This window comes from Pseudomonas sp. S49, from assembly GCF_009866785.1.
In the GTDB taxonomy this organism is placed as follows: domain Bacteria; phylum Pseudomonadota; class Gammaproteobacteria; order Pseudomonadales; family Pseudomonadaceae; genus Aquipseudomonas.
The window spans coordinates 1,314,454-1,337,570 of record NZ_CP019432.1 but is presented as its reverse complement, the minus strand read 5'-3'; the positions used below and the strand labels follow the sequence as shown (position 1 = coordinate 1,337,570).

Sequence of the window (23,117 nt, the reverse complement as noted above, 5' to 3'; positions counted from 1 at the left end):
AGAGGTACACATGTAGGAGCTGCCGAAGGCTGCGATCTTTTAGGAGTTAGCGGGCTTTCGGGGTGGCGACTTTATCGCGCAGGTAAACCGGTTGCGCGTCATCCGCCGGAACCGATTCGCCACGCTCCCAAGCGAAGCGCGCCAGAGTCAGCAGATCCTCGGCGTGGGGCAACATGCCTGCATCCGAGCCGCTCAGATTGACCGCGATCCGCTCGGCATAACCCCAACCGGTGCCGGCACCGAACCACTCGCCACTGGCATCGGCCGGCAGCGCCGCGACTTCCGGCGGCAGCACCGCTTCGGCGCCCACCAGACGCATCTCCCCTGCCGTCTCGCGGTAGCAGCCCCAATACACTTCATCCATCCGCGCATCGATGGCCGCCGCAACCTGGCTCACACCGTACTCACGCAACGCGCGCTGGGCCAATACGGCAAGGTTGGACACCGGCAACACCGGACGATCCAGCGCAAACGCCAAACCTTGCACCACACCAATGGCAATCCGCACCCCGGTGAATGCACCCGGCCCGCGACCGAAGGCAATCGCATCGACCGCTTGCAACGTGGTGCCGGCGCCGGCCAGCAGTTGCTGAATCATCGGCAGCAGCTTCTGCGCGTGCAGGCGCGGGATCACCTCGTAATGGCTCGTGACCTTGCCGTCATGCAGCAAAGCAACGGAGCAAGCTTCAGTCGCGGTGTCCAGGGCCAGCAAGGTGCTCATCGATGTTTCCAAAACAGGGGTGGGAAAAAGTGCGTCAGTATAAACAACTACGGCCCGCAAGCGGGCCGTGGATGATGCTGCGGTTCAGACTTTTCAGCTCAGCGCGGCCAGCACCTTGGCGGTGATCGCATCGACCGAACCAACGCCCGGGATGTGGCTGTACTTCGGCTTGCCAGCGTTTTTCGCGGACAGGTTCTGATAGAACTCCACCAGCGGCTTGGTCTGCGAATGGTAGACCGACAGGCGATGACGCACGGTTTCTTCGGTGTCGTCCTTGCGCTGTACCAGCTCTTCGCCGGTGATGTCGTCTTTGCCAGCGATTTTCGGCGGGTTGTAGACGATGTGGTAAACGCGGCCGCTGGCTTCGTGAACACGACGACCGGCGATGCGTTGAACGATTTCTTCGTCTTCAACAGCGATTTCAACCACGGCATCCAGCTCAACACCGGCAGTCACCAGGGCTTCAGCCTGCGGAATGGTGCGCGGGAAGCCGTCGAACAGGAAGCCGTTGGCGCAGTCTGGCTGAGCGATACGGTCCTGAACCAGTGCGATGATCAGGTCATCCGACACCAGACCGCCGGCATCCATGATGCTCTTGGCTTGAACGCCCAGTGGAGTACCGGCCTTGACCGCTGCACGCAGCATGTCGCCGGTGGAAATTTGTGGAATGCCGAATTTTTCGGTGATGAACTTAGCCTGAGTACCTTTACCGGCCCCGGGAGCTCCCAGCAGAATGACGCGCATTAGATGTGCTCCTCAATTTTTTTATAAAAAGCTTTTACAAAACAAAGGATTCGCCGCTTGGGACGAATCCTGAAAATACGGGTCGTGGCCGCACAAACGGCCAAAGGCTGATCAAGATACACAGCAGGCTGCGCCCACACAAGACGCCAAAAGTCGGAGAAACCGAAGCCCCCCGCGACCTTGCGACGCGGTAACCCAAGTCGCAACCCCATCATTAACTGTCGCCTGGCGGCACTTTGCGCCGAGAGGCAAAGCGGCATCCGGCGTTTGTTGCCGATGCCGCACGCCACGACAAAAACGTTAGCCGGTATTTCGCAAACCGGCGGCAATCCCCGCCACAGACACCAGCAATGCCTGTTCCACCGGGCTGCCCTGCTCGACCTCCTGTTGCCGCGAGCGGGCCAGCAATTCGGCCTGCAAAAGATGCAGCGGGTCGAGGTAGGTGTTGCGCAAACGGATGAATTCGAGGGTGTCAGGGCTATGTGCCAGCAGCTGCGACTGGCCAGTCAGGCCGAGCACCACCGCACACGCCTGCGACAATAGGTCGCGTAACTGCGCGCCCAACGGCAGCAAGTCCGGCTCGACCAGACGCTGATCGTAGGACAATGCGATATCCGCATCAGCCTTGGCCAAGACCATTTCGAGCATGTCGATACGAGTGCGGAAGAACGGCCATTGTTCACGCATCTGCCCGAGCAATTCGCCTTCGCCGCGCTCCAGTGCTTTGCTCAGCGCCGACTCCCAACCCAGCCACGCTGGCAGCATCAACCGCGTTTGCGTCCAGCCAAAAATCCACGGGATCGCTCGCAGACTTTCTATGCCGCCCGCGCGACGCTTGGCCGGGCGACTACCGAGCGGTAAACGCCCCAGTTCCTGCTCCGGCGTGGATTGACGGAAGTACTCGACGAATTGCGGATTTTCCCGCACCACCTGGCGATAAGCGCTGACACCGTCCGCCGCCAACTCATCCATCAGATGGCGCCACTCAGGCGTTGGCGGCGGTGGCGGCAGCAAAGTCGCTTCAAGCACCGCCGCCAGATACAGATTGAGGTTTTGTTCGGCGATATCTGGCAGGCCGAATTTGAATCGAATCATTTCGCCCTGCTCGGTGGTGCGGAAACGCCCCGCCACCGATCCCGGCGGCTGCGACAGAATCGCCGCGTGCGCCGGGCCACCGCCACGACCAACAGTGCCGCCGCGACCATGGAACAACAACAATTCGACTTGCTGCTCGCGGCAGATTTCCACCAAACGTTCCTGCGCGCGATATTGCGCCCAAGCCGCTGCGGTGGTGCCGGCGTCCTTGGCCGAGTCGGAATAGCCGATCATCACTTCCTGCGGACCTTGCAGCCGTGCACGATAACCCGGCAGCAGCAACAGTCGCTCCATTACCGGCCCGGCATTGTCGAGGTCGGCGAGGGTTTCGAACAGCGGCACCACACGCATCGGCCGCAACACGCCGGACTCTTTGAGCAGCAGTTGTACGGCGAGCACATCGGAAGCTGCGCCGGCCATGGAGATCACGTAGGAACCGAGCGACGCACCCGGCGCGGCGGCGATTTCCTTGCAGGTGTTGAGTACTTCAGCGGTATCAGCAGAAGGCTTGAAGTGCGCCGGCAGCAATGGCCGACGGTTGCTCAGTTCGCGGGTGAGGAAAGCGATGCGCTGCTCTTCGTCCCAGTCTTCGTAGCGGCCGAGGCCGAGGTAATCAGTGATTTCGGTCATCGCCGAGCTGTGGCGCGACGAGTCCTGACGCACATCCAGACGCACGAGGAACAAGCCGAATGTCACCGCCCGACGCAGACAATCAAGCAGCGGGCCATCGGCGATCACACCCATGCCACACTCGTGCAGCGAGTTGAAGCACAGCTCCAGCGGATCGAGCAGATCACGGTTGTTGCTCAGCACATCAGACGGCGCTGGCGTCGGTGCGGTCAGCGCGGCGTGTGCCCAGTTGCGCGTCGCGCGCAGGCGTTCGCGCAGTTGTTTGAGCACCGCACGATACGGTTCGGCGCTGTCGCCGGCCTTGGCTTTGAGGGCATCGCTGGCCTGCTGCATCGACAGTTCAGCCGCGAGATGGTCGACATCGCGCAGGTACAAATCGGCGGCCATCCAGCGCGCCAGCAGTAGCACTTCGCGAGTCACCGCGGCGGTGACGTTGGGGTTGCCGTCACGGTCGCCGCCCATCCACGACGCGAAGCGAATCGGTGCAGCCTCCAATGGCAGGCGCAGGCCGGTCGCTTCATGCAAAGCCTTGTCGGCCTTGCGCATATGGTTGGGAATCGCCTGCCACAGCGAATGTTCGATCACCGCGAAGCCCCACTTGGCTTCGTCGACCGGCGTCGGGCGCGTGCGGCGGATTTCTTCGGTGTGCCAGGCTTCGGCAATCAGCCGTTGCAGGGTGTTTTGAATCTGTTCGCGTTCGGCTGTGGTCAGGTCGCGATGATCCTGCGCAGCGAGTTGCCCGGCGATCGCGTCGTACTTCTGGATCAGCGTGCGCCGCGCCACTTCGGTCGGGTGCGCGGTCAGCACCAATTCAATTTCCAGTCGCGACAATTGCCTCGCCAGGGATTCGGCGCTGTGGCCTTCATTGCGCAAACGGGCGAGCAATTCCGGCAGCACACGGGATTCGAACGGCGCCGGCTGCGATTCTTCGCGGCGATGGATCAGCTGATACTGCTCGGCGATGTTTGCCAGATTGAGAAACTGGTTGAACGCCCGCGCCACCGGGAGCAATTCGTCTTCGCTCAATTGATTGAGGCTGGCGCTCAGCTCAGCGTCCATCGAGCCCCGCCGGTCAGCCTTGGCGCCCTTGCGAATCTGCTCGATCTTGTCGAGGAAGGCCTCGCCGTACTGGTCTCGAATGGTGTTGCCCAACAGCTCTCCGAGCAGGTGAACGTCTTCGCGCAAGCGTGCATCAATATCGGTCATCAGCAATTCCCCAGCAGTAATCCGGACGGCTTAGAAACAAGTGCATGACCTAGAGAGTGCCGCTCTACGACGCTTCTTACAAGCAGCCGACCAAGGGACTTTAAACCTTACTGACAAAAGCTAGTCTCAACAGTAAGCCGTACAACGGCTTGCCGCCGGCGCTGCCGGACACTCACCCAGGCCTGCCATGAGCAGGCGCGAAATGAGGTCATCATGAAAATTCGTGAACTCGCCCAGCATTGGGAAGAAAACGCCAAGGGTCGCCTGACCGACACTCGCTACACGATTCATCTGGACGTCGAGGCCGCTGCGCGTCTGGCAGCGATTGCCGAGATGTACCCCAAACGGCATGCCGAAGAGCTGCTCGGCGAACTGATCGGCGCAGCCCTTGAAGAGTTTGAAGCGAGCCTGCCGTATGTGAAGGGTTCGACGGTGGTGGCGACCGATGAGGAAGGTGATCCGTTGTATGAGGATGTTGGGCCTACGCCACGTTTTCTGGCGTTGTCGCGCCGGCATTTGCATGACCTGTCGGCGGCTGCCGGCAAGCAAAAACACTGACACAACCTAGATCAAACTGTAGGAGTGAGCCTGCTCGCGATAGCAGTTTTTCATTCAACATTTTTGTTGTCTGATACAACGCCATCGCGAGCTGGCTCACTCCTACAGGGATGGTATTTCAAGCTGAAAATCGATGTGCTTTCGGCGTCTTGAAACCCCGCGCGTACCACTCTCTGCCGCCAAAGTTCCCGCTTTAGAGCCTTGTCCATTCGGTCAAAATATTTTTTGGCGATAGGCCATCTTTTCTGAACTTTTGAAAAATCCCGCCGGTCGGAACCTGTAACCACGCCTGGAACGAGCGTTTCAAAAACGCGCTTTCACACGTCGCTTGCGGCTCCTCGACCAGGATGGATTCAGATGTATTCAGGAGATGCCTAATGGAGTTGAAGACCATGAAAAACCAAACCTCGTTTACCCACCTGCGCGGTCTGAAACTGGCTGCTCTGGCGATCGGCACCAGCTTCGTACTGGCCGGTTGCGCCGGTAACCCACCGACCGAGCAATACGCCGTGACCCAATCGGCCGTGAACAGCGCAGTCAGCGCCGGCGGTACCGAGTTCGCTGCGGTTGAGATGAAGCAGGCGCAGGACAAGCTGAAGCAAGCCGAAATCGCCATGCACGACAAGAAGTATGACGAGGCTCGCACCCTGTCCGAGCAAGCCGAGTGGGACGCTCGCGTCGCCGAACGCAAGGCTCAGGCAGCCAAGGCCGAACAAGCCGTGAAGGATTCCCAGAAAGGTGTTCAGGAACTGCGTCAGGAAAGTCAGCGCACTGTGCAGTAAGCGCGCATCCCGATAGCAACGCTGAAACTTTTATCGATAGAAAGGACGAAAATTATGCGTAAGCAACTGATGATCCCAGCTCTTTTGGCCGCAAGCGTCGCTCTGGCTGCCTGCTCTACCCCGCCTAACCCGAACCTGGAACAGGCGCGCACCAACTACGCCGGCCTGCAAGCCAACCCACAGGCTAGCAAAGTCGCAGCACTGGAAACCAAAGACGCCAGCGACTACCTGGACAAGGCCGACAAGGCTTATCTGGACAAGCAAGACGCGGCCAAGGTCGACCAACTGGCCTACCTGACCAACCAGCGTGTGGAAGTGGCCAAGCAGACCATCGCCCTGCGCACCGCTGAAAACAATCTGAAGAATGCTGCAGCCCAACGTGCCCAGGCGCGTCTGGATGCGCGTGATCAGCAGATCAAACAGCTGCAGGACAGCCTGAACGCCAAGCAGACCGATCGCGGTACGCTGGTGACTTTCGGTGACGTGCTGTTCGCCACTGACCGTGCCGACCTGAAATCCAGCGGCCTGGTCAACATCAACAAACTGGCGCAATTCCTCCAGGAAAACCCGGATCGCAAAGTGATCGTCGAGGGTTACACCGACAGCACCGGTACTGCCAGCCACAATCAGTCGCTGTCCGAGCGTCGCGCCAACTCCGTGCGCACCGCGCTGGTGAAAATGGGCGTTGATCCAGCGCGTATCGTCACCCAAGGCTATGGCAAGGAATACCCGGTTGCCGAGAACGGCAGTGTTTCCGGCCGTGCGATGAACCGTCGTGTGGAAGTGACCATTTCCAACGACAACCAGCCAGTGATGCCACGTTCGGCAGTCAGCTCGAACTAAGCTTCAGGCTGTAACGCAAAAGCCCCGTCTGAGTGATCAGGCGGGGCTTTTTTTGTGGCGCTGAAATCGCGGCCCCTCACCCCAGCCCTCTCCCGAGGGAGAGGGAGCCGATTTGTAGTGCTTTCAGAATTTGTGTTCGACACGATGGATCAGGCTGGGCTTTTTTTGTGCGGGCTGAAATCGCAGCCCCTCACCCCAGCCCTCTCCCGAGGGAGAGGGAGCCGATTTGTAGTGCTTTCAGAATTTGTGTTCGACACGATGGATCAGGCTGGGCTTTTTTTGTGCGGGCTGAAATCGCAGCCCCTCACCCCAGCCCTCTCCCGAGGGAGAGGGAGCCGATTCGTAGTGCTTTCAGAATTTGTGTTCGACACGATGGATCAGGTCGGCGTATAGCGAAAGAACACCTCGGTCAGTCCCCTCTCCCTCTGGGAGAGGGTTAGGGTGAGGGCTGAACCTGCAGAATCACTCTTGCAGCTTCTGCGGGGTCTCTTCGCCCATGCAGCGCACGGCTTTTTTCTGAGCGTTAATCAGCACACCGGTCAACCCTTTCTGCTCGGTATCGAACAACACCAGCACGCCATCAATGCACTGCGCCACTTGCGGCGCCGGGGTGAGCGAGACTTTGTAGTCTTCGCCCGGCACGGTCTTGAGCATGGTGAATTCATTGAGCAACAACGCATCCTCGGGTTTGGCAAAGTGCAGGTAGCCGTAGTACCACAGCGCCCCGACGGTGCCGAGGATGCTGCAGATACCGGTGATGATCAGCGGGATGGCGTTACGTTCTTCAGTCATTGCGGACTCTCGTCTTCAGAATTCGGGGGGGTCGGGTAATTGGGGATTTCGCCGAGACGGCGCAGGCCGTTGAAGTGCTCGGGATCGTCGAGGTAGCGCAGCATGACCTGACGCCACACCGGGTCGCCGAAGGTCTGCACATGACCGCCGCGAGTCAGTTGCAGCACGCGCGGTGGCGGCGCAGCCTGATACAGGCGGATGCCGTTGGAAAGTGGTACCAGCGGATCGTCGATGCTGTGGAAAATCAGTTTCGGCACGCCGTTGAGCTGCGGCATCGAGTTGATCGCGCTGTCGCCGTCCGGCACCAGCCACGACAACGGCACCTGAAATGGCCAGGTCAGCCACGAGGTACTGAGGGCGTATTGGCCGACGCTGCGATAGCTGGCGGGCACGCCGTCGAGCACCAAAGCCTTGAGCTGCTTTTGTCTTTCAGGATGTTGTACCAGCCAATGCACCGCCATCGAACCGCCGAGGCTTTGGCCGAGCAACACCAATGGCTTGCCTTTGACTTCCGGCGACTTGTCGAGCCAGGCGAACGCGGCGTCGATGTCCTGATAGATCGCCGGCAAACTCGGCTCGCCCTCGGACAAGCCATAGCCGCGATAGTCCACCAGCAGCACTTGATAGCCATTTTTCGGCAGCCACCAACTGCCACCCAGGTGCATCGGCAGATTACCGCCGTTGCCGTGCAGATGCAGGACGGTGCCTTTGACCTCGACACCGGGTTTGGCCGGCAGCCACCAGGCGTTGAGCTTCAACCCGTCAGCCGTGACCAGCGTGACGGTGCGGTATTCGAGTTTGGCTTTTTCCGGGGTGAAAATCTGGCCCGGCTCGGGGTAGAACAACAAAGAGCTGCAACCGCCGAGGGTCAGGAGCAGGCAGATGATGCCGAGGATTCTCATCCGGTGAAACCTCGCAAAAAATTCGGGTTTAGATCGTTCCCACGCTCTGCGTGGGAATGCATCCTGTGACGCTCTGCGTCACAGTGGACGCGGAGCGTCCATGGCGGCATTCCCACGCAGAGCATGGGAACGATCGGTGTGGTATCAGAGGATATTGGAGTAATCCGCTTCGATCCGGTCCAGGCTCAAATGGTTGAGGAAGTTGGAGAAGCACATCCACGCCGACAACGCATTCAAATCGCGGAACTGGTCCGGCAGATACTTCGGCGGCACTACCAATCCTTCATCCACCAACTGGCGCAAGGTACGCATGTCTTCCAGCGTGGTCTTGCCGCAGAACAACAACGGAATCTGCTCAAGCTTGCCTTTACGCACGGCCAACTGAATGTAGTTGTAAACCATGATAAAGCCCTTGAGATAGGACAAGTCTTTGGTAAATGGCAGACCGGTCGGCGTCGATCCACGGAAAACCCGGCTGGCGTTGCCGTAGCTTTCGGCCATCTCGAAACCCTGTTCGCGGAAGAACTCGAACACCTGCAGGAAGTCCGCGCCCTCCTCGACCATGTGAATCGCGCGGGTGCGGTTGGTCAGTTTGCGCAGACGACTCGGGTAGGAGGCAAAAGTGATGATTTCCATCAGGATCGCCAGGCCTTCCTGAGTCACCGTCGACGAGGGCGGGCCTTTGGAGAGGAAGGTGCAGATCGGCTGATTGAGACCATTGAGCGTGGTGCCGACGTGGACCAGACCCTCGTGGACTTCCAGCGCGCGCACGTCGCGATCGTTGAACATCGCGTCGGTACGGATCTTGATGTAGTCCGCGCCGGCCGCTGCGTCGGCGACGATGCCGTCGGACTCGAACACGCGGATGGTTTCCTCGGCCTCGCCGAACACCTTGTTCAGACGGGTTTGCAGCAAGTGCACGGCGTCCTTGGCGGTGAGGGTTTTCGGTTCGTCCTTGAGGTCGCCACGGCCGTCGATATTGTTCAGATAGTCAGACATCATCAGGCCGAGGTCGGCCAGCGTCGGGTCACCGGCGTGGAAGGCATCGGACGCAGCGCCGTACAGCTCTTGCGAGATCAACCCGAAATCCTCGGTGCCGCGCGCTTCGAGCATGCGCACCACCATGCGGTATTCCTTGCACATGCGCCGCATGATCTGCCCGACCGGGTTGAACTGGCCGAGCTGACGGGTGATGTCACGCTCGATGTTCTGGAATTCCAGTTTGACCTTGCTCGAATCGAAACTCAGCGGCCGATTGAGGTAGTAGTCACGATCCACCGCCGGCATTTCCTTGCCTTTGGCCTTGAGGAAGCCCTTGCGGATGTTCTCGTCCCACTTGACCGCGTCGAGCACACGGATCGGTGTCTGCGCCAGCACAATGCGGTCGGACAATATGCGTATCGACTGCTGGTAATCGTCCACCCGGAACTCCTGTAGAAAACCTGACGTAGTGAATTATTGGGCGCGGGCCTGGCGCTGGTAGCGCACGGCTTCGACAAAGACATCGGAATTGGCCGGATCGTCGAGGTAAGCAAAGACCTTGTCGAGGTTACTGTCGACATGCACGCCGTCGCCATCGTCGGTCTGGAAGGCCTGGCCGTCGAGGGCTTTTTGTTTGATCGCTTGATTGATCTGCTCGAGGTCGAGGTTATAAACCACCAGTTCGTGTTTATCGGTGAGTTCGAAACCGGCGATGGTGTAGTGGCCGCCAAACCGCGCCGGGACTTTCGCCGACAGATACCAGCGGTTGCCATGGCGCGACACGGTGAACGGATAGGCTTCGCGTTCACGGGGCTTGGCCTTGAAGTAGGTGACGGCCTGATAGCGGTCATTGCCCAGGCGCGTCAGCTCAAGGTTCATCGGCTCGCCCCAGGCATTGGTGCTCGACCATTTGCCGAGCAAGCCCTTGGGCGCCGGGTCACTGGTGGCCAGCGGTTCCTTGAAGGTCACCAGACAGCCACTGAGCAGCAGGAACGACAAGGCGATCAGCACGCCACGCCAGGCTTTCATTCAATACTCCCTATGAACATGCGCCGCCCTGAATATCACTGCAGTCCCCTGTGGGAGCGAGCCTGCTCGCGAAAGCGGTGTGTCAGGCAACAAAGATGTTGAATGTCAGACCGCATTCGCGAGCAGGCTCGCTCCCACAGAGTGAAGCAACAGCGGATTACACCGACGCGAGCACCAGGTGCATGTAGCGCGTCAGAATGCCGAGCATGTCCTCTTCGGCCAAAGGCTCGGCGTCGTTGAGCAGGCCCTGATATTCCATCCGTCCGATAATCGCCGTCAACACCTTGGCATCTTGCTGCGGTTCACGCGAGCCCAATACCTGAAACAACTGGCAGGTGCCCTGCAACAGAATCTGCTGATGCGAGCGCACCAGAATTGCCAGACGCGGATTGAGCAGCGCTTCCTGGCGAAACGCCTGCTCGGCCATCAAATGCTCGCGACGGTTAAGCAATTGACGGTGCACATAATCCGCCATCAACCGCGCAATGTCGTCGGCCAGTTGCGAACGCGACTCCGGGCTGCCATCACCGCTGACCACCATCTCGCGCAGCAAACCTTCGTTGTTGACCCACAACTTGGCCATGTACGCCGCACTGCGCTCGACATATTGGGCGAAGGTATCGGTGAGCAGGTCGTCGATGTCCTTGAAGTAGTAGGTGGTCGCCGACAACGGCACGCCGGCCTCGGCGGCCACTGCGCGGTGGCGCACGGCACGTACGCCGTCACGCACGACAATCCTCATCGCCGCGTCGAGAATGTCCTGTCGACGCTGCTCACTGCCCTGTCGGCTGGCCTTGCGACCCTGGTACTGAACACTTTCAGCGACCGCAGTGGCGATACCCGCTGCACCCTCTTGAGCTATTGCACCCATCACGACAGAACTTCCTCTGCTATTGCAAAATTAACCAATTGATACATTTGTACCAGACAGGCAATAAAAAGCCGCCTGTTTTAGGCGGCTTTTTAACTGAAACGTTTACGCTTGCGGTCGCATGTGCGGGAACAGGATCACATCGCGGATCGACGGCGAGTTGGTCAGCAACATCACCAGACGATCGATGCCGATGCCTTCACCGGCCGTTGGCGGCATGCCGTACTCCAGCGCGCGAACGAAGTCGGCGTCGTAGTGCATGGCTTCGTCGTCACCGGCGTCCTTGTCGGCCACCTGCGCCATGAAGCGCTCGGCCTGGTCTTCTGCGTCGTTCAACTCGGAGTAGGCGTTGGCGATTTCGCGGCCACCGATGAACAGTTCGAAACGGTCGGTGACGTTCGGGTTGTCATCGTTACGACGCGCCAGCGGCGACACTTCGAACGGGTACTGGGTGATGAAGTGCGGCTGTTCCAGCTTGTGCTCGACCAGTTCTTCGAAAATCATCACCTGCAGCTTGCCCAGACCTTCGAAGCCCAGCACCTTGGCGCCGGCCTTCTTGGCGATGGCGCGAGCCTTGTCGATGTCGTTCAGATCATCGGCAGTCAGCTCAGGGTTGTACTTGAGGATCGAGTCGAACACCGACAGGCGCACGAACGGCTCGCCGAAGTGGAACACCTTGTCGCCGTACGGCACGTCGGTGCTGCCCAGAACCAGCTGCGCCAGCTCACGGAACAGTTCTTCGGTCAGGTCCATGTTGTCTTCGTAGTCGGCGTACGCCTGGTAGAACTCCAACATGGTGAATTCAGGGTTGTGACGAGTCGAAACGCCTTCGTTACGGAAGTTGCGGTTGATCTCGAAAACCTTTTCAAAGCCACCGACCACCAGACGCTTCAGATACAGCTCTGGCGCGATACGCAGGAACATTTCCATGTCCAGCGCGTTGTGGTGGGTTTCGAACGGTTTGGCCGCGGCGCCGCCCGGAATGGTTTGCAGCATCGGCGTTTCGACTTCGAGGAAGTCGCGCTTCATCAGGAAGCTGCGGATGTGCGCGATCACTTGCGAACGGACGCGGAAGGTCTGACGCACTTCTTCGTTGACGATCAGGTCAACGTAGCGCTGGCGGTAGCGCTGTTCGGTGTCGGTCAGGCCGTGGTGCTTGTCCGGCAGCGGACGCAGCGATTTGGTCAGCAGACGCACGCTGGTCATCTCAACGTACAGGTCGCCCTTGCCGGAACGCGCCAGGGTGCCTTCGGCGGCAATGATGTCGCCCATGTCCCAGGTTTTCACCGCGGCCAGGGTGTCTTCCGACAGGGTTTTACGGTTGACGTAGACCTGGATGCGACCGGTCATGTCCTGGATCACCATGAACGAGCCACGGTTGAGCATGATGCGACCGGCAACCTTGACCGGGATTGCAGCCTCTGCCAGCTCTTCCTTGGTCTTGTCCGCGTATTTCTTCTGCAGATCTTCGCAGTAGTTTTCGCGGCGGAAGTCGTTCGGGAAGGCGTTGCCCTTGGCGCGCTCGGCAGCCAGCTTTTCCTTGCGCAGGGCGATCAGGGAGTTTTCTTCCTGTTGCAGGGCTTGCGGGTCGAGTTGTTGGTCGCTCATGTCTTTAGATATTCCATCAGGTTCGTTGCCCCCGGGCCTTGCGGCCCGGGGATCGCCAGCAGGCTGGCTCCTACAGGGATCGGGTTGAATCAGCCGATGCTGTATTGCGTCTTTTACAGCCCGGATTTCAGGCTGGCATACAGGTATTCGTCGATGTCGCCGTCGAGTACCTTGTCGCAGTCGCTGCGTTCGATGTTGGTGCGCAGATCCTTGATCCGCGACGCATCGAGCACATACGAGCGAATCTGGTGACCCCAGCCGATGTCCGACTTGGTGTCTTCCAGCGCTTGCGACGCGGCGTTGCGTTTCTGCATTTCCTGCTCGTACAACTTGGCCCGCAGCATTTTCATGGCGGTGTCCTTGTTGGCGTGCTGGGAACGTTCGTTCTGGCAGCTGACCACGGTGTTGGTCGGTACGTGGGTGATACGTACAGCCGAGTCTGTGGTGTTTACGTGCTGACCACCGGCACCCGAGGAACGATAGGTGTCGATCCGCAGGTCTGCCGGGTTGATTTCGATTTCCACCTTGTCGTCAATCTCTGGCGAAACGAAAACCGCGGAGAACGAAGTGTGACGACGGTTGCCGGAGTCGAACGGGCTCTTGCGCACCAGACGGTGTACGCCGATCTCGGTACGCAGCCAGCCAAAGGCGTATTCGCCCTTGATGTGCACGGTCGCACCTTTGATACCGGCGACTTCACCGGCGGACAGTTCCATGATGGTGGCATCGAAACCGCGTTTGTCCGCCCAGCGCAGGTACATGCGCAGCAGGATGTTGGCCCAGTCCTGGGCTTCAGTGCCGCCGGAACCGGCCTGGATGTCCAGGTACGCGTTGTTCGGGTCCATTTCATGGCTGAACATGCGGCGGAATTCCAGCTTGGCCAGGTTTTCCTCGAGACGGGCCAGCTCGGCGACGACATCGCCCACTGCGCCTTCGTCGTTTTCTTCGACGGCCATGTCCAGCAGGTCGCGGCAATCGGCCAGACCGGCGTTCAGTTCATCGAGGGTGTCGACGATCTGTGCCAGCGCAGCGCGCTCGCGACCCAGTTCCTGGGCGTATTCAGGTTTGTTCCAGACGCTCGGATCTTCAAGCTCGCGATTGACTTCAGTCAGACGCTCATGCTTTTGATCGTAGTCAAAGATACCCCCGAATAGTTTCGGAGCGCTCGGACAGGTCCTTGATGGTGTTCAGGATCGGGTTGATTTCCATGACGGGCAGCACTCGTTGGCGAACTTTTGAAAGCCGGCGAGTATAACGTAATCAGGCTGTGACGGCAGCCCGTCTGGCGGGTGTGGGGATCATTAAAGCCTTTGCCCTCACCCTAACCCTCTCCCAGAGGTAGAGGGGATTGATTGGGGGATGTTCGGGAGGTACGCCGACGTGAAAGGGCTTTGCCGAATCCAAGATCGCCAAGGCTTTCAGGCGGAAATTGGCGTATGGGCCTGCCCTCACCCTAGCCCTCTCCCAGAGGTAGAGGGGACCGATCGGTGGATGTTCGGGAGATACGCCGACGTGAAAGGACTTTGCCGAATCCATGATCGCCAAGGCTTTCAGGCGGAAATTGGCGTGTGGGCCTGCCCTCACCCTAGCCCTCTCCCAGAGGTAGAGGGGACTGATTGGGGGATATTCAAGAGGTACGCCGACTTGAAATGGTAATGCCGAATCCGGAATCGCCACGCTTGAAGATCCATGATCGACTCGGTCGATCAGGTCGATGTACAGCGCCAGACACCTCGATCGGCCCCCTCTCCCTCCGGGAGAGGGCTGGGGTGAGGGTAAGCGCTTACTCGATTCCGACCTGATTACGGCCATTGTTCTTCGCCAGGTACAGGCCACGATCCGCCGCCGAAATCAGCAACCGGCAATCACTGCCCGCCTGCGGCACCATGGTCGCCAGACCAATACTGATGGTCAGACTCGCCCCTTCCGCCGGGGTGTTGTGCGGAATTTTCAGCGAGGCCACGGTCTGGCGCAGTTTCTCCGCCACCAGCCGCGCGCCGCCCGGCGAGGTGTTCGGCAGCACCAGCACAAATTCCTCACCGCCATAACGCGCCGGCAGATCCGACGGTCGTGCGCTGGCCTCGCGGATCGCCGTGGCGACCTTGCGCAGCGCTTCATCGCCTTCAACGTGACCAAAGCTGTCGTTGTAGGACTTGAAGTAATCGACGTCGATCATCAGCAGCGACAACTGGCTCTGATCGCGCAACGAGCGGCGCCACTCCAGTTCCAGGTACTCGTCGAAATGGCGGCGGTTGGACAGCCCGGTCAAGCCATCGGAGTTCATCAAGCGTTGCAGCACCAGATTGGTGTCGAGCAACTGCTGCTGACTGACCCGCAGCGCGCGGTACGCGGCATCGCGCTGCAACAACGTCATGTAAGACCGCGAGTGATAGCGGATGCGCGCCACCAGTTCGATGGTGTCTGGCAGTTTCACCAGATAATCGTTGGCCCCGGCGGAAAACGCCGCGCTTTTGATCAGCGGGTCTTCCTTGGTCGACAGGACGATGATCGGGATGTCCTTGGTCGCCGGGTGATTGCGGTATTCGCGCACCAGGCTCAGGCCATCAAGGCCGGGCATCACCAGGTCCTGCAGGATCACCGTCGGTTTGATCCGCACCGCCTGGGCAATGGCCTGCTGCGGGTCGGAGCAGAAGTGGAAGTCGATATTTTCCTGATTCGACAGCCCACGGCGCACGGCTTCGCCGATCATCGCCTGATCGTCCACCAACAACACCATGGCGGCGTTTTCGTCGGTTTTAATGTCGTCGATCTGTAAGTCATTCATGGGCGGTCACCTGAGTACTGCGGGGGCCAGGATTGCGGATTGACCTGATCATTTGGGGAAAATCTCCTGCAATCGTGGCGCTATTCTTTCCAGTGGACGTATTTCTACGGCGGCATCAATGGCCGCAGCGGCCTTGGGCATGCCATACACCGCACTGCTTTGCTGATCCTGCGCGATGGTCAGATAACCCTGTTGGCGCATGAGCTTAAGCCCTTGCGCGCCGTCACGTCCCATCCCGGTCAATAAAACCCCGATCGCGTCGCCATTCCAATAGCTGGCAACACTCTCGAAAAACACGTCGATCGAGGGTCGGTAGATCTCGTTGACCGGCTCGGCGGTGTAGGCCAGCGTGCCGTTTTTCAATAAGCGAATATGGTGGTTGGTGCCGGCCAGCAACACGGCGCCGGCCTGCGGCGGTTCGCCCTCGCGGGCCAGACGCACATCGAGGCCGCTGGCGCTGGCCAGCCATTCGGCCATGCCGGCAGCAAACACCTGGTCGACATGCTGCACCAGTACGATCGCCGCCGAGAAATCCTTCGGCAAGCCCTTGAGCAACACCTCCAGCGCCGCTGGCCCACCTGCCGATGAGCCGATCGCCACCAGCCGCTTACATGAGGCAGAGCTGCGCTGAGCCGTCGGCGCCGGCCGCGAACGTTGCGGCTTATCGCCGATCAGCCAGCCAATATTGAGAATTTTGCGCAACAAAGGCGCTGCTGCTTCCCGAGCATCACCGACGCCGAGGGCCGGAGTATCGACCACGTCCAGCGCGCCGTGACCCATGGCTTCGAAGACACGGTGCACGTTCTGTTGACGGTCAACGGTCACGATAACGATGGCGCACGGGCTTTCGGCCATGATCCGGCGAGTGGCTTCGACACCGTCCATCACCGGCATGATCAGGTCCATCAGAATCAGATCCGGGGTGTTTTCAGCGCACAGTTGCACTGCCTCTGCGCCATTTCTGGCGACCCAGAGCACCTGATGCGCCGGCTCGAAGGCCAGCGCTCGGCGCAACGCCTCGACCGCCATGGGCATATCGTTGACGATTGCGATCTTCATGCGCGCGCTCCTCCGATGAGCTCGACCACTGCGTCGAGCAGGGCGTCGTCATGAAAACTGGCTTTGGCTAAATAATAGTCCGCCCCGGCATCGAGTCCACGGCGGCGATCCTCTTCGCGATCCTTGTACGACACGACCATCACCGGCAGCGATTGCAGACGGTTGTCGCGACGCAGCAATGTGACCAGCTCGATGCCGTCCATGCGCGGCATATCGATGTCGGTGATCAGCAAATCGAAGTCCTCTGAACGCAGCGCGTTCCACCCGTCCATACCGTCCACCGCCACCGCGACGTCGTAGCCGCGATTGAGCAGCAGCTTGCGTTGCAACTCGCGCACGGTCAGCGAATCGTCGACCACCAGCACCCGTTTACGCGCTGCCTCAGCAGCCTGATTGCCGTGGCGGGCGATGCGCTCAAGGCGCCCGGTATTGAGCAGTTTGTCCACCGAACGCAGCATGTCTTCGACATCGACGATCAGCACCACCGAGCCGTCGTCGAGCAACGCCCCCGCGGAGATGTCCTGCACTTTGCCCAGACGCTCATCGAGTGGCAAGACCACCAGGGTGCGCTCGCCGATGAAGCGTTCGACGGCAACGCCGTAAACTGCATCGCGCTCGCGAATCACCACGACTTTAAGGGTTTCGCCGCTGTTCTGGCTGGCCGGGCGGTTGAGCAACTGGCTGGCCGCGACCAGCCCGACGTGCTGGCCTTCGTGCCAGAAATGCTGACGGCCTTCGACCTGCACGATGTCGTCCGGGGCCAGATCACACATGCGCTCGATGTGCGCCAGTGGGAAGGCATACGCCTCTTCGCCGACTTCGACGACCAGGCTGCGCACCACCGACAAGGTGAGCGGCACTTCCAGATGAAAGCGACTGCCCTCGCCCGCCGCCTGCTCCAACACCACCGCACCGCGCAACTGACGAACCATATGCTGAACGGCATCGAGGCCGACGCCGCGCCCGGACACTTCAGTGACCGTGTCGCGCAGGCTGAAGCCGGGCAGGAACAGGAAGGTCAGCAGTTCTTCTTCGCTCAACTGCGCGGCGGTTTCAGCTGGGGATAGCTGCCGTTCGACGATGCTGCGGCGGACTTTTTCCAGATCGACACCGTTGCCGTCATCGCTCAGTTCCAGCACCAGCAGACCAGCCTGATGCGAGGCGCGCAGGCGGATCAGGCCCTCTTCTGATTTGCCTTTAAGCAGACGCTGCTCAGGGGTTTCGATGCCGTGATCAACGGCGTTGCGCAGCAAATGCGTCAGCGGTGCTTCGAGTTTCTCCAGCACGTCGCGGTCGACCTGGGTCTTTTCGCCTTCGATCTCCAGGCGTACCTGTTTGCCGAGGCTGCGACCCAGATCCCGCACCATGCGCACTTGACCGGTCAGCACATCGGCGAAGGGCCGCATGCGGCACGCCAGCGCGGTGTCGTAGAGCACTTGCGCGCGCTGGCTGGCCTGCCAGGCAAATTCGTCGAGTTCGGCGTTTTTCTCGCTCAGCAGTTGCTGGGATTCGGCGAGCAAACGCCGCGCGTCTTCCAAGGCTTCCAGCGCCTCCAGACTCAGCGCGTGTTCCTTGAGGTGCACGTTGAGGTTTTCCAACGCGCGAAGACCGTTGTTCTGCATGCGTTTGAGGCGTTGCATGGTCGCCAGATGCGGCTTGAGGCGCTGGGTTTCCACCAGCGATTTGCTCGACAGATCGAGCAGGCTGTTCAGACGCTCGGCGGTGACACGCAAGACGCGTTCGCCACCTTCGGTGGTGCGTTTGTTCTTGCGTGGCGCCGATTCGGAGGATTCGACCGGCGCGTCCATGATCGGAGCTGGCGCGGGTTCAAACACCGGCGGCGCTTGAAATTGCAACTCGGCCATCGGCGGCGCTGCGAGCGTTGCCGGCGGCGTCGAAGGGTCAAGCAAACCCGCCATCAATGCCACGTAAGCTTCGATATCACTTGGCTGCGGCGCATTCGTCGGCGTAGCAACGCGCATCAGCAAATCGGTGCCCTGCAACAGCGCATCAATGTGCTCTGGCCGCAGCAACAAGCGCCCTTCCTGTGCGCTGACCAGGCAATCTTCCATCACATGAGCAACGCTGACGCCGCTGTCGATGCCGACGATTCGCGCCGCACCTTTGAGCGAGTGCGCCGCACGCATGCACGATTCCAGTTGATCGGCCTGGGTCGGATTACGCTCCAGCGCCAGCAGCCCGGCGCTGAGCACCTGGGTCTGGGCTTCGGCTTCGAGGCTGAACAGCTCCAGCAAGGAGGCGTCGCGCATTTGCTCGGGGGTCATGTGAGGCTCCGGGTCACGGCGGACAACAGCTGTTCTTCATCCAGCCAGCGCAGGCTGCGACCGCGATATTGCAGAACGCCACGGGTGTATCTGGCACTGGTTTGCGCGCCGGACTGCGATGCAGCGTCGAGGATTCGCTCGTCGATGGCATGAATACCGTCGACCTCATCCACCGGCACCACGACTGGCCCGCCATGGGCGGCGATGATCAACATACGCGGCATGATTCGCCCGCTGGTGGTCGGCGTAACGCTGCCATCCAGATCGAGCAGTTCGACCAGTGACAGACACGCCACCAGCGCGCCGCGCACATTCGCCACGCCAAGCAAGGCTCGCGAGCGCTGGTGCGGCAACGAGTGAATCGCCTGCAGCGGCGCGACTTCAACGAGGCTGCGTGTCGCCAGCCCCAGCCATTCTTCGCCGAGACGGAACATCAACAGCGAACGGGTTTTCACGTCCGTTTCAACGGCCGTGGCCACCGGATCGCGCTCGTCCTGCTGCAACGCATATCGATCGAGCAGACGCGTGGCAGCGGCGGAATACACCGAGCAGTTGCGGCAATGAATGTGCTCGTCCAGCAGCGGACAGGACTTGTCGCCATGGATGCCGATGCGATTCCAGCAATCATCGATGGCCCGGGCGTCTTCGTGGGTGACGTTCAAGGTGTCGGACGGGATCATCGGTTACGCTCACTGTCAGCGGTGCGGCCACTGCGGGCGGCGCGCTCCTGCAATCGTCTGGCTCCGACGCTGTCGCCCTGAGCCTGCAGCAACGCGGCCAGGTGCATCAACGCTTCGGGATGTTGCGGTTCGAGATACAGCGCCTTGCGGTAGAAACCTTGGGCTTCCAGCGTCAGGCCAGCGACATCGCTGAGCAAGCCGAGCCAGTAAAACACCTGAGCCACCGGTTCATGACTGCGCAGATACTGTTCGCAGGCAGCCCGGGCTTCGGCGCTTTTGCCTTCGTTGGCCAGCGCGGCGATACTGGCCAGCAAGGTCGCTGCGTCCGGGTTGCTCGCTTTGCCGGAAACAGGCAAAGGCGTCACGGAGGCAAACGGTCGCTGGCGCACCACCGCTGGCGGTGTGCTGCGCGGCGGTAGGCTGACAGGCAATGTGACGGGTTTAGGCGTCGGCAACGGCTCGGGGTGCGGGTCGCTGTGGCGGCTGAAGGCAAAGGATTGCGGGATGCCGATCGAACGCATGCCCAAACGCCCGAGCAGACTGCCCTCGGCCGGACCGATAAACAGCACGCCATCGACATGAGTCAGGCGTTTGAGCACTTCGAACACCTGCTTCTGGGTCGGCTGATCGAAGTAGATCAAGAGATTGCGGCAGAACACGAAATCGAACGCCGGCTCACTGGCCAACAGCGTTGGATCGAGCACATTGCCGACCTGCAGACGCACTTGCTCACGGACATTCTCGTTGACCCGATGACCGTCCTGCTCAGGCGTGAAATGCCGCTCGCGATAGTCCAGATCCTGGCCGCGAAACGAATTCTTGCCGTACAACGCACGTCGAGCCTTGTCCACCGACAGCGGGCTGACATCCATGCCGTCGACCTTGAACTGATGCGGCTTGAGCCCGGCATCGAGCAAGGCCATGGCAATCGAATAGGGTTCTTCGCCCGTGGAACACGGCAAACTGAGGATGCGCAGCGCACGCATATTGTTCAGTTCGCCAAGGCGTTTACGCGCCAGTTTGCCCAGCGTCGCGAAGGATTCCGGATAGCGGAAAAACCAGGTTTCCGGGACGATCACCGCCTCGATCAGCGCTTGCTGTTCTTCCCGCGAGCCTTGCAGCAACAGCCAATACTCATCGGCATGCGCCGCTTGCGAGAGCGTCGTGCGCTGACGCACGGCGCGCTCGATGATCGCCGGGCCGACCGAGGTGACATCGAGACCGATGCGTTCCTTGAGAAAGTCGAAAAAGCGCTGATCGCTATTCATGCCTGCGCCTCAAGCTGCGCCGGATTGAGCGGCGGATCGGGGAACAGCAAACGGCGCACGGCATCATCAAGCAGGTCATTGACCCGTACCCACTGCACCAACCCCTGAGCATCTTCGCGAACCGGGCCGAGGTAGGGCGCCTCGCGGTTGTCGAGGCCGTAGGGCGCAAACTCATGAGGATGGCAGCGCAGGGTGTCGGTGGCCTGTTCCAGAATCAGTCCGAGCCATTGCGCCGGTTGCGACTCATCAGGCTGGTAATTCACCAGCACCAGCCGCGTACTGGTGCGCGCTTCGGCGGGATGGCCGAAGGTCAATGCGCTGAGGTCAATCACCGGAACTACCGCGCCGCGATAGGCGAACACGCCGGCCACCCACTGTGGCGCCCGCGCGATCGGCTTCAACGGCAGACGTGGCAGCACCTCCGCCACTTCGGTGGCGCGCAGGGCGTAACGCTCGCTGCCGATGCGAAACAGCAGGAACAACGCCGGCTTCGCCACCTGCGCGGCGCTGCGTTTGGCGATGATGTCGCTCATCAGACTTTGAATCGCGAAACGCCGCTGCGCAGCCCGACGGCCACCTGGCTCAGTTCGTCGATGGCGAAACTGGCCTGACGCAACGACTCGACGGTCTGGCTGCTGGCGTCGCCCAATTGCACCAGCGCGTGGTTGATCTGCTCGGCACCGGTGGCCTGAGCCTGCATACCTTCGTTGACCATCAGCACCCGTGGCGCCAGCGCCTGCACCTGATGGATGATCTGCGACAGCTGTTCACCGACCTGCTGCACTTCGGACATACCGCGACGCACCTCTTCGGAGAATTTGTCCATGCCCATGACACCCGCCGACACCGCCGACTGGATCTCGCGAACCATTTGTTCGATGTCGTAGGTGGCGACCGCGGTCTGATCCGCCAGACGCCGAACTTCCGTGGCGACCACGGCAAAGCCGCGACCGTACTCACCGGCCTTCTCGGCTTCAATCGCCGCGTTGAGCGACAACAGGTTGGTCTGGTCGGCAACCTTGACGATGGTCACCACCACCTGGTTGATGTTGCCGGCCTTCTCATTGAGGATCGCCAGTTTGGCGTTGACCAGGTCCGCTGCGCCCATCACCGAGTGCATGGTGTCTTCCATGCGCGCCAGACCTTGCTGGCCGGAGCCGGCCAGCACCGAGGCCTGATCGGCGGCGGTGGAGACTTCGGTCATGGTGCGCACCAGATCGCGCGAAGTGGCCGCAATCTCACGGGAGGTCGCGCCAATCTCAGTGGTCGTCGCGGCGGTTTCGGTGGCGGTGGCTTGTTGTTGCTTGGAGGTGGCGGCGATCTCGGTCACCGAGGTGGTCACCTGCACCGACGAGCGCTGTGCCTGCGACACCAACGCAGTCAGCTCGGTCATCATGTCGTTGAAGCCGGTTTCGACGGCGCCGAACTCGTCCTTGCGCTCAAGGTTCAGGCGCGAACTGAGGTCGCCAGTGCGCATGGTTTCGAGGATCTGCACGATGCGGTTCATCGGCGCCATGATTGCGCGCATCAACAACAGGCCGCACAGGCCGGCGGCCAGAACCGCGACCAACAGGGAAATGAACATGCTGACTTTGGCCGCGGCCACAGCGTCATCGATATTGTTCATGGCCTGGTCGGCGACTTTCTTGTTTTCGCCGATGATGTCGTTGAGCTTCATACGCCCGGAATACCAGGCTGGCGTGAGCTTGTCGTGGAACATCCTGACCGCGTCCGCTTCCAGGTTGCGTTTGTGCAGATCCAGCACGGCATCCTGAATCTGGATGTAGGCGTCGTGATACTTCTCGAACGCGGCGAACTCGACACGATCCTCGTCGGTCGCCATGGTCTTGCGATAGTTGGCCATCTGCTCCTGCAAACGCGCCTCGAAGGCTTTGTAGTCCGCCGCGTCCTCGCTGGAAATCCCCTCGCCTTCCTTGAGCCCGAGCAACTCTTGCGTCTGCAGATAGCTGTCGACCCAGGCGCCACGGATCATCGAGCTGTAATAGACGCCGGGAATCGCGTCATCGCGCACGCTGTTTTCACTGGTTTCAATCTTCAACAGTCGCGAATAAGAGACGACGACCATCAGCAACATAATGGCGATAATCACCGCAAAGCTCGCCAAAATGCGTTGGCGCAACGTCCAGTTCTTCACAGTGATTCCTCGTGCCTGATCGAAATGCGGGGAGTATAGCCGAGGGCGGTGTTTCATTTATAAGACGCTTTTGACCCTCGGGCCTGTCCGCAGTGGTTTGCGGGAAGGCTCTGGGGTGGGAAT

Annotated in this window: 21 protein-coding genes; 3 read left to right on the top strand and 18 right to left on the bottom strand. The window is 60.4% G+C overall.

The window, feature by feature from the left end:
• Positions 1-46: 46 nt before the first annotated feature.
• From tsaB to ppc, 3 genes are all read right to left on the bottom strand, one after another.
• The gene (gene tsaB / locus PspS49_RS05745) at positions 47-721 is read right to left on the bottom strand and encodes a tRNA (adenosine(37)-N6)-threonylcarbamoyltransferase complex dimerization subunit type 1 TsaB (protein ID WP_160038475.1); all 675 of its coding nucleotides are present in this window, start codon (positions 719-721) and stop codon (positions 47-49) included.
• A 93-nt stretch (positions 722-814) separates the two neighbouring features.
• Entirely contained in the window at positions 815-1,465 is a 651-nt protein-coding gene (gene adk, locus PspS49_RS05740) for an adenylate kinase (RefSeq protein ID WP_034154864.1), read from the bottom strand.
• Between the two features lie 300 nt (positions 1,466-1,765).
• The gene (gene ppc, locus PspS49_RS05735) at positions 1,766-4,396 is read right to left on the bottom strand and encodes a phosphoenolpyruvate carboxylase (protein ID WP_160038473.1); all 2,631 of its coding nucleotides are present in this window, start codon (positions 4,394-4,396) and stop codon (positions 1,766-1,768) included.
• Between the two features lie 213 nt (positions 4,397-4,609).
• Between ppc and PspS49_RS05730 the strand changes: the two genes are divergently transcribed.
• From PspS49_RS05730 to PspS49_RS05720, 3 genes are all read left to right on the top strand, one after another.
• On the top strand, positions 4,610-4,954 hold the full coding sequence (locus PspS49_RS05730) for a pilin assembly protein (RefSeq protein ID WP_160038471.1): 345 nt from the start codon (positions 4,610-4,612) through the stop codon (positions 4,952-4,954).
• Positions 4,955-5,331: 377 nt separating this feature from the next.
• Positions 5,332-5,736 (top strand): DUF4398 domain-containing protein, encoded by a 405-nt coding sequence (locus PspS49_RS05725; protein WP_034154861.1) that lies wholly within the window; start codon positions 5,332-5,334, stop codon positions 5,734-5,736.
• Between the two features lie 54 nt (positions 5,737-5,790).
• On the top strand, positions 5,791-6,579 hold the full coding sequence (locus PspS49_RS05720; protein WP_038357819.1) for an OmpA family protein: 789 nt from the start codon (positions 5,791-5,793) through the stop codon (positions 6,577-6,579).
• Positions 6,580-7,041: 462 nt separating this feature from the next.
• On the opposite strand, the gene PspS49_RS05715 is transcribed toward PspS49_RS05720, so the two are convergent.
• From PspS49_RS05715 to PspS49_RS05645, 15 genes are all read right to left on the bottom strand, one after another.
• On the bottom strand, positions 7,042-7,371 hold the full coding sequence (locus tag PspS49_RS05715) for a hypothetical protein (RefSeq protein WP_127925980.1): 330 nt from the start codon (positions 7,369-7,371) through the stop codon (positions 7,042-7,044).
• The gene (locus tag PspS49_RS05710) at positions 7,368-8,273 is read right to left on the bottom strand and encodes an alpha/beta hydrolase (protein WP_127925979.1); all 906 of its coding nucleotides are present in this window, start codon (positions 8,271-8,273) and stop codon (positions 7,368-7,370) included. The genes PspS49_RS05715 and PspS49_RS05710 overlap by 4 nt, the downstream gene beginning before the upstream one ends.
• A gap of 144 nt (positions 8,274-8,417) precedes the next feature.
• On the bottom strand, positions 8,418-9,695 hold the full coding sequence (locus PspS49_RS05705) for a flavohemoglobin expression-modulating QEGLA motif protein (RefSeq protein ID WP_127925978.1): 1,278 nt from the start codon (positions 9,693-9,695) through the stop codon (positions 8,418-8,420).
• A gap of 33 nt (positions 9,696-9,728) precedes the next feature.
• The gene (locus tag PspS49_RS05700) at positions 9,729-10,283 is read right to left on the bottom strand and encodes a hypothetical protein (RefSeq protein ID WP_127925977.1); all 555 of its coding nucleotides are present in this window, start codon (positions 10,281-10,283) and stop codon (positions 9,729-9,731) included.
• 157 nt (positions 10,284-10,440) lie between these two features.
• A complete protein-coding gene (locus PspS49_RS05695; RefSeq protein WP_127925976.1) occupies positions 10,441-11,154 on the bottom strand; it encodes a TetR family transcriptional regulator in 714 nt (237 codons plus the stop codon).
• Between the two features lie 105 nt (positions 11,155-11,259).
• Positions 11,260-12,762 carry a lysine--tRNA ligase gene (gene lysS, locus PspS49_RS05690; protein ID WP_016983551.1) on the bottom strand — a complete coding sequence of 501 codons (1,503 nt, stop codon included), beginning with the start codon at positions 12,760-12,762 and terminating at the stop codon, positions 11,260-11,262.
• Positions 12,763-12,875: 113 nt separating this feature from the next.
• Positions 12,876-13,971 (bottom strand): peptide chain release factor 2 gene (prfB, locus tag PspS49_RS05685; protein ID WP_105707287.1). Its coding sequence is split into 2 segments (ribosomal slippage): positions 12,876-13,898 and positions 13,900-13,971, totalling 1,095 coding nucleotides; the frame shifts between segments, so codons are not numbered across the junction.
• Positions 13,972-14,022: 51 nt separating this feature from the next.
• A complete protein-coding gene (locus PspS49_RS05680) occupies positions 14,023-14,439 on the bottom strand; it encodes a hypothetical protein (RefSeq protein ID WP_160038469.1) in 417 nt (138 codons plus the stop codon).
• A gap of 106 nt (positions 14,440-14,545) precedes the next feature.
• Entirely contained in the window at positions 14,546-15,547 is a 1,002-nt protein-coding gene (locus PspS49_RS05675; protein ID WP_077571285.1) for a PleD family two-component system response regulator, read from the bottom strand.
• 48 nt (positions 15,548-15,595) lie between these two features.
• Positions 15,596-16,606: a chemotaxis response regulator protein-glutamate methylesterase gene (locus PspS49_RS05670; RefSeq protein WP_150749469.1), complete on the bottom strand. Its 1,011-nt coding sequence runs from the start codon at positions 16,604-16,606 to the stop codon at positions 15,596-15,598.
• Entirely contained in the window at positions 16,603-18,891 is a 2,289-nt protein-coding gene (locus tag PspS49_RS05665) for a hybrid sensor histidine kinase/response regulator (RefSeq protein WP_160038467.1), read from the bottom strand. Before PspS49_RS05665 ends, PspS49_RS05670 begins: the two co-directional genes overlap by 4 nt.
• Entirely contained in the window at positions 18,888-19,571 is a 684-nt protein-coding gene (locus PspS49_RS05660; RefSeq protein WP_150749471.1) for a chemotaxis protein CheW, read from the bottom strand. Before PspS49_RS05660 ends, PspS49_RS05665 begins: the two co-directional genes overlap by 4 nt.
• Positions 19,568-20,839 (bottom strand): CheR family methyltransferase, encoded by a 1,272-nt coding sequence (locus tag PspS49_RS05655; protein WP_160038465.1) that lies wholly within the window; start codon positions 20,837-20,839, stop codon positions 19,568-19,570. The genes PspS49_RS05660 and PspS49_RS05655 overlap by 4 nt, the downstream gene beginning before the upstream one ends.
• Positions 20,836-21,372 carry a chemotaxis protein CheW gene (locus PspS49_RS05650; protein WP_127925971.1) on the bottom strand — a complete coding sequence of 179 codons (537 nt, stop codon included), beginning with the start codon at positions 21,370-21,372 and terminating at the stop codon, positions 20,836-20,838. Before PspS49_RS05650 ends, PspS49_RS05655 begins: the two co-directional genes overlap by 4 nt.
• Positions 21,372-22,994 (bottom strand): methyl-accepting chemotaxis protein, encoded by a 1,623-nt coding sequence (locus PspS49_RS05645; RefSeq protein ID WP_160038463.1) that lies wholly within the window; start codon positions 22,992-22,994, stop codon positions 21,372-21,374. The genes PspS49_RS05650 and PspS49_RS05645 overlap by 1 nt, the downstream gene beginning before the upstream one ends.
• Positions 22,995-23,117 lie beyond the last annotated feature (123 nt).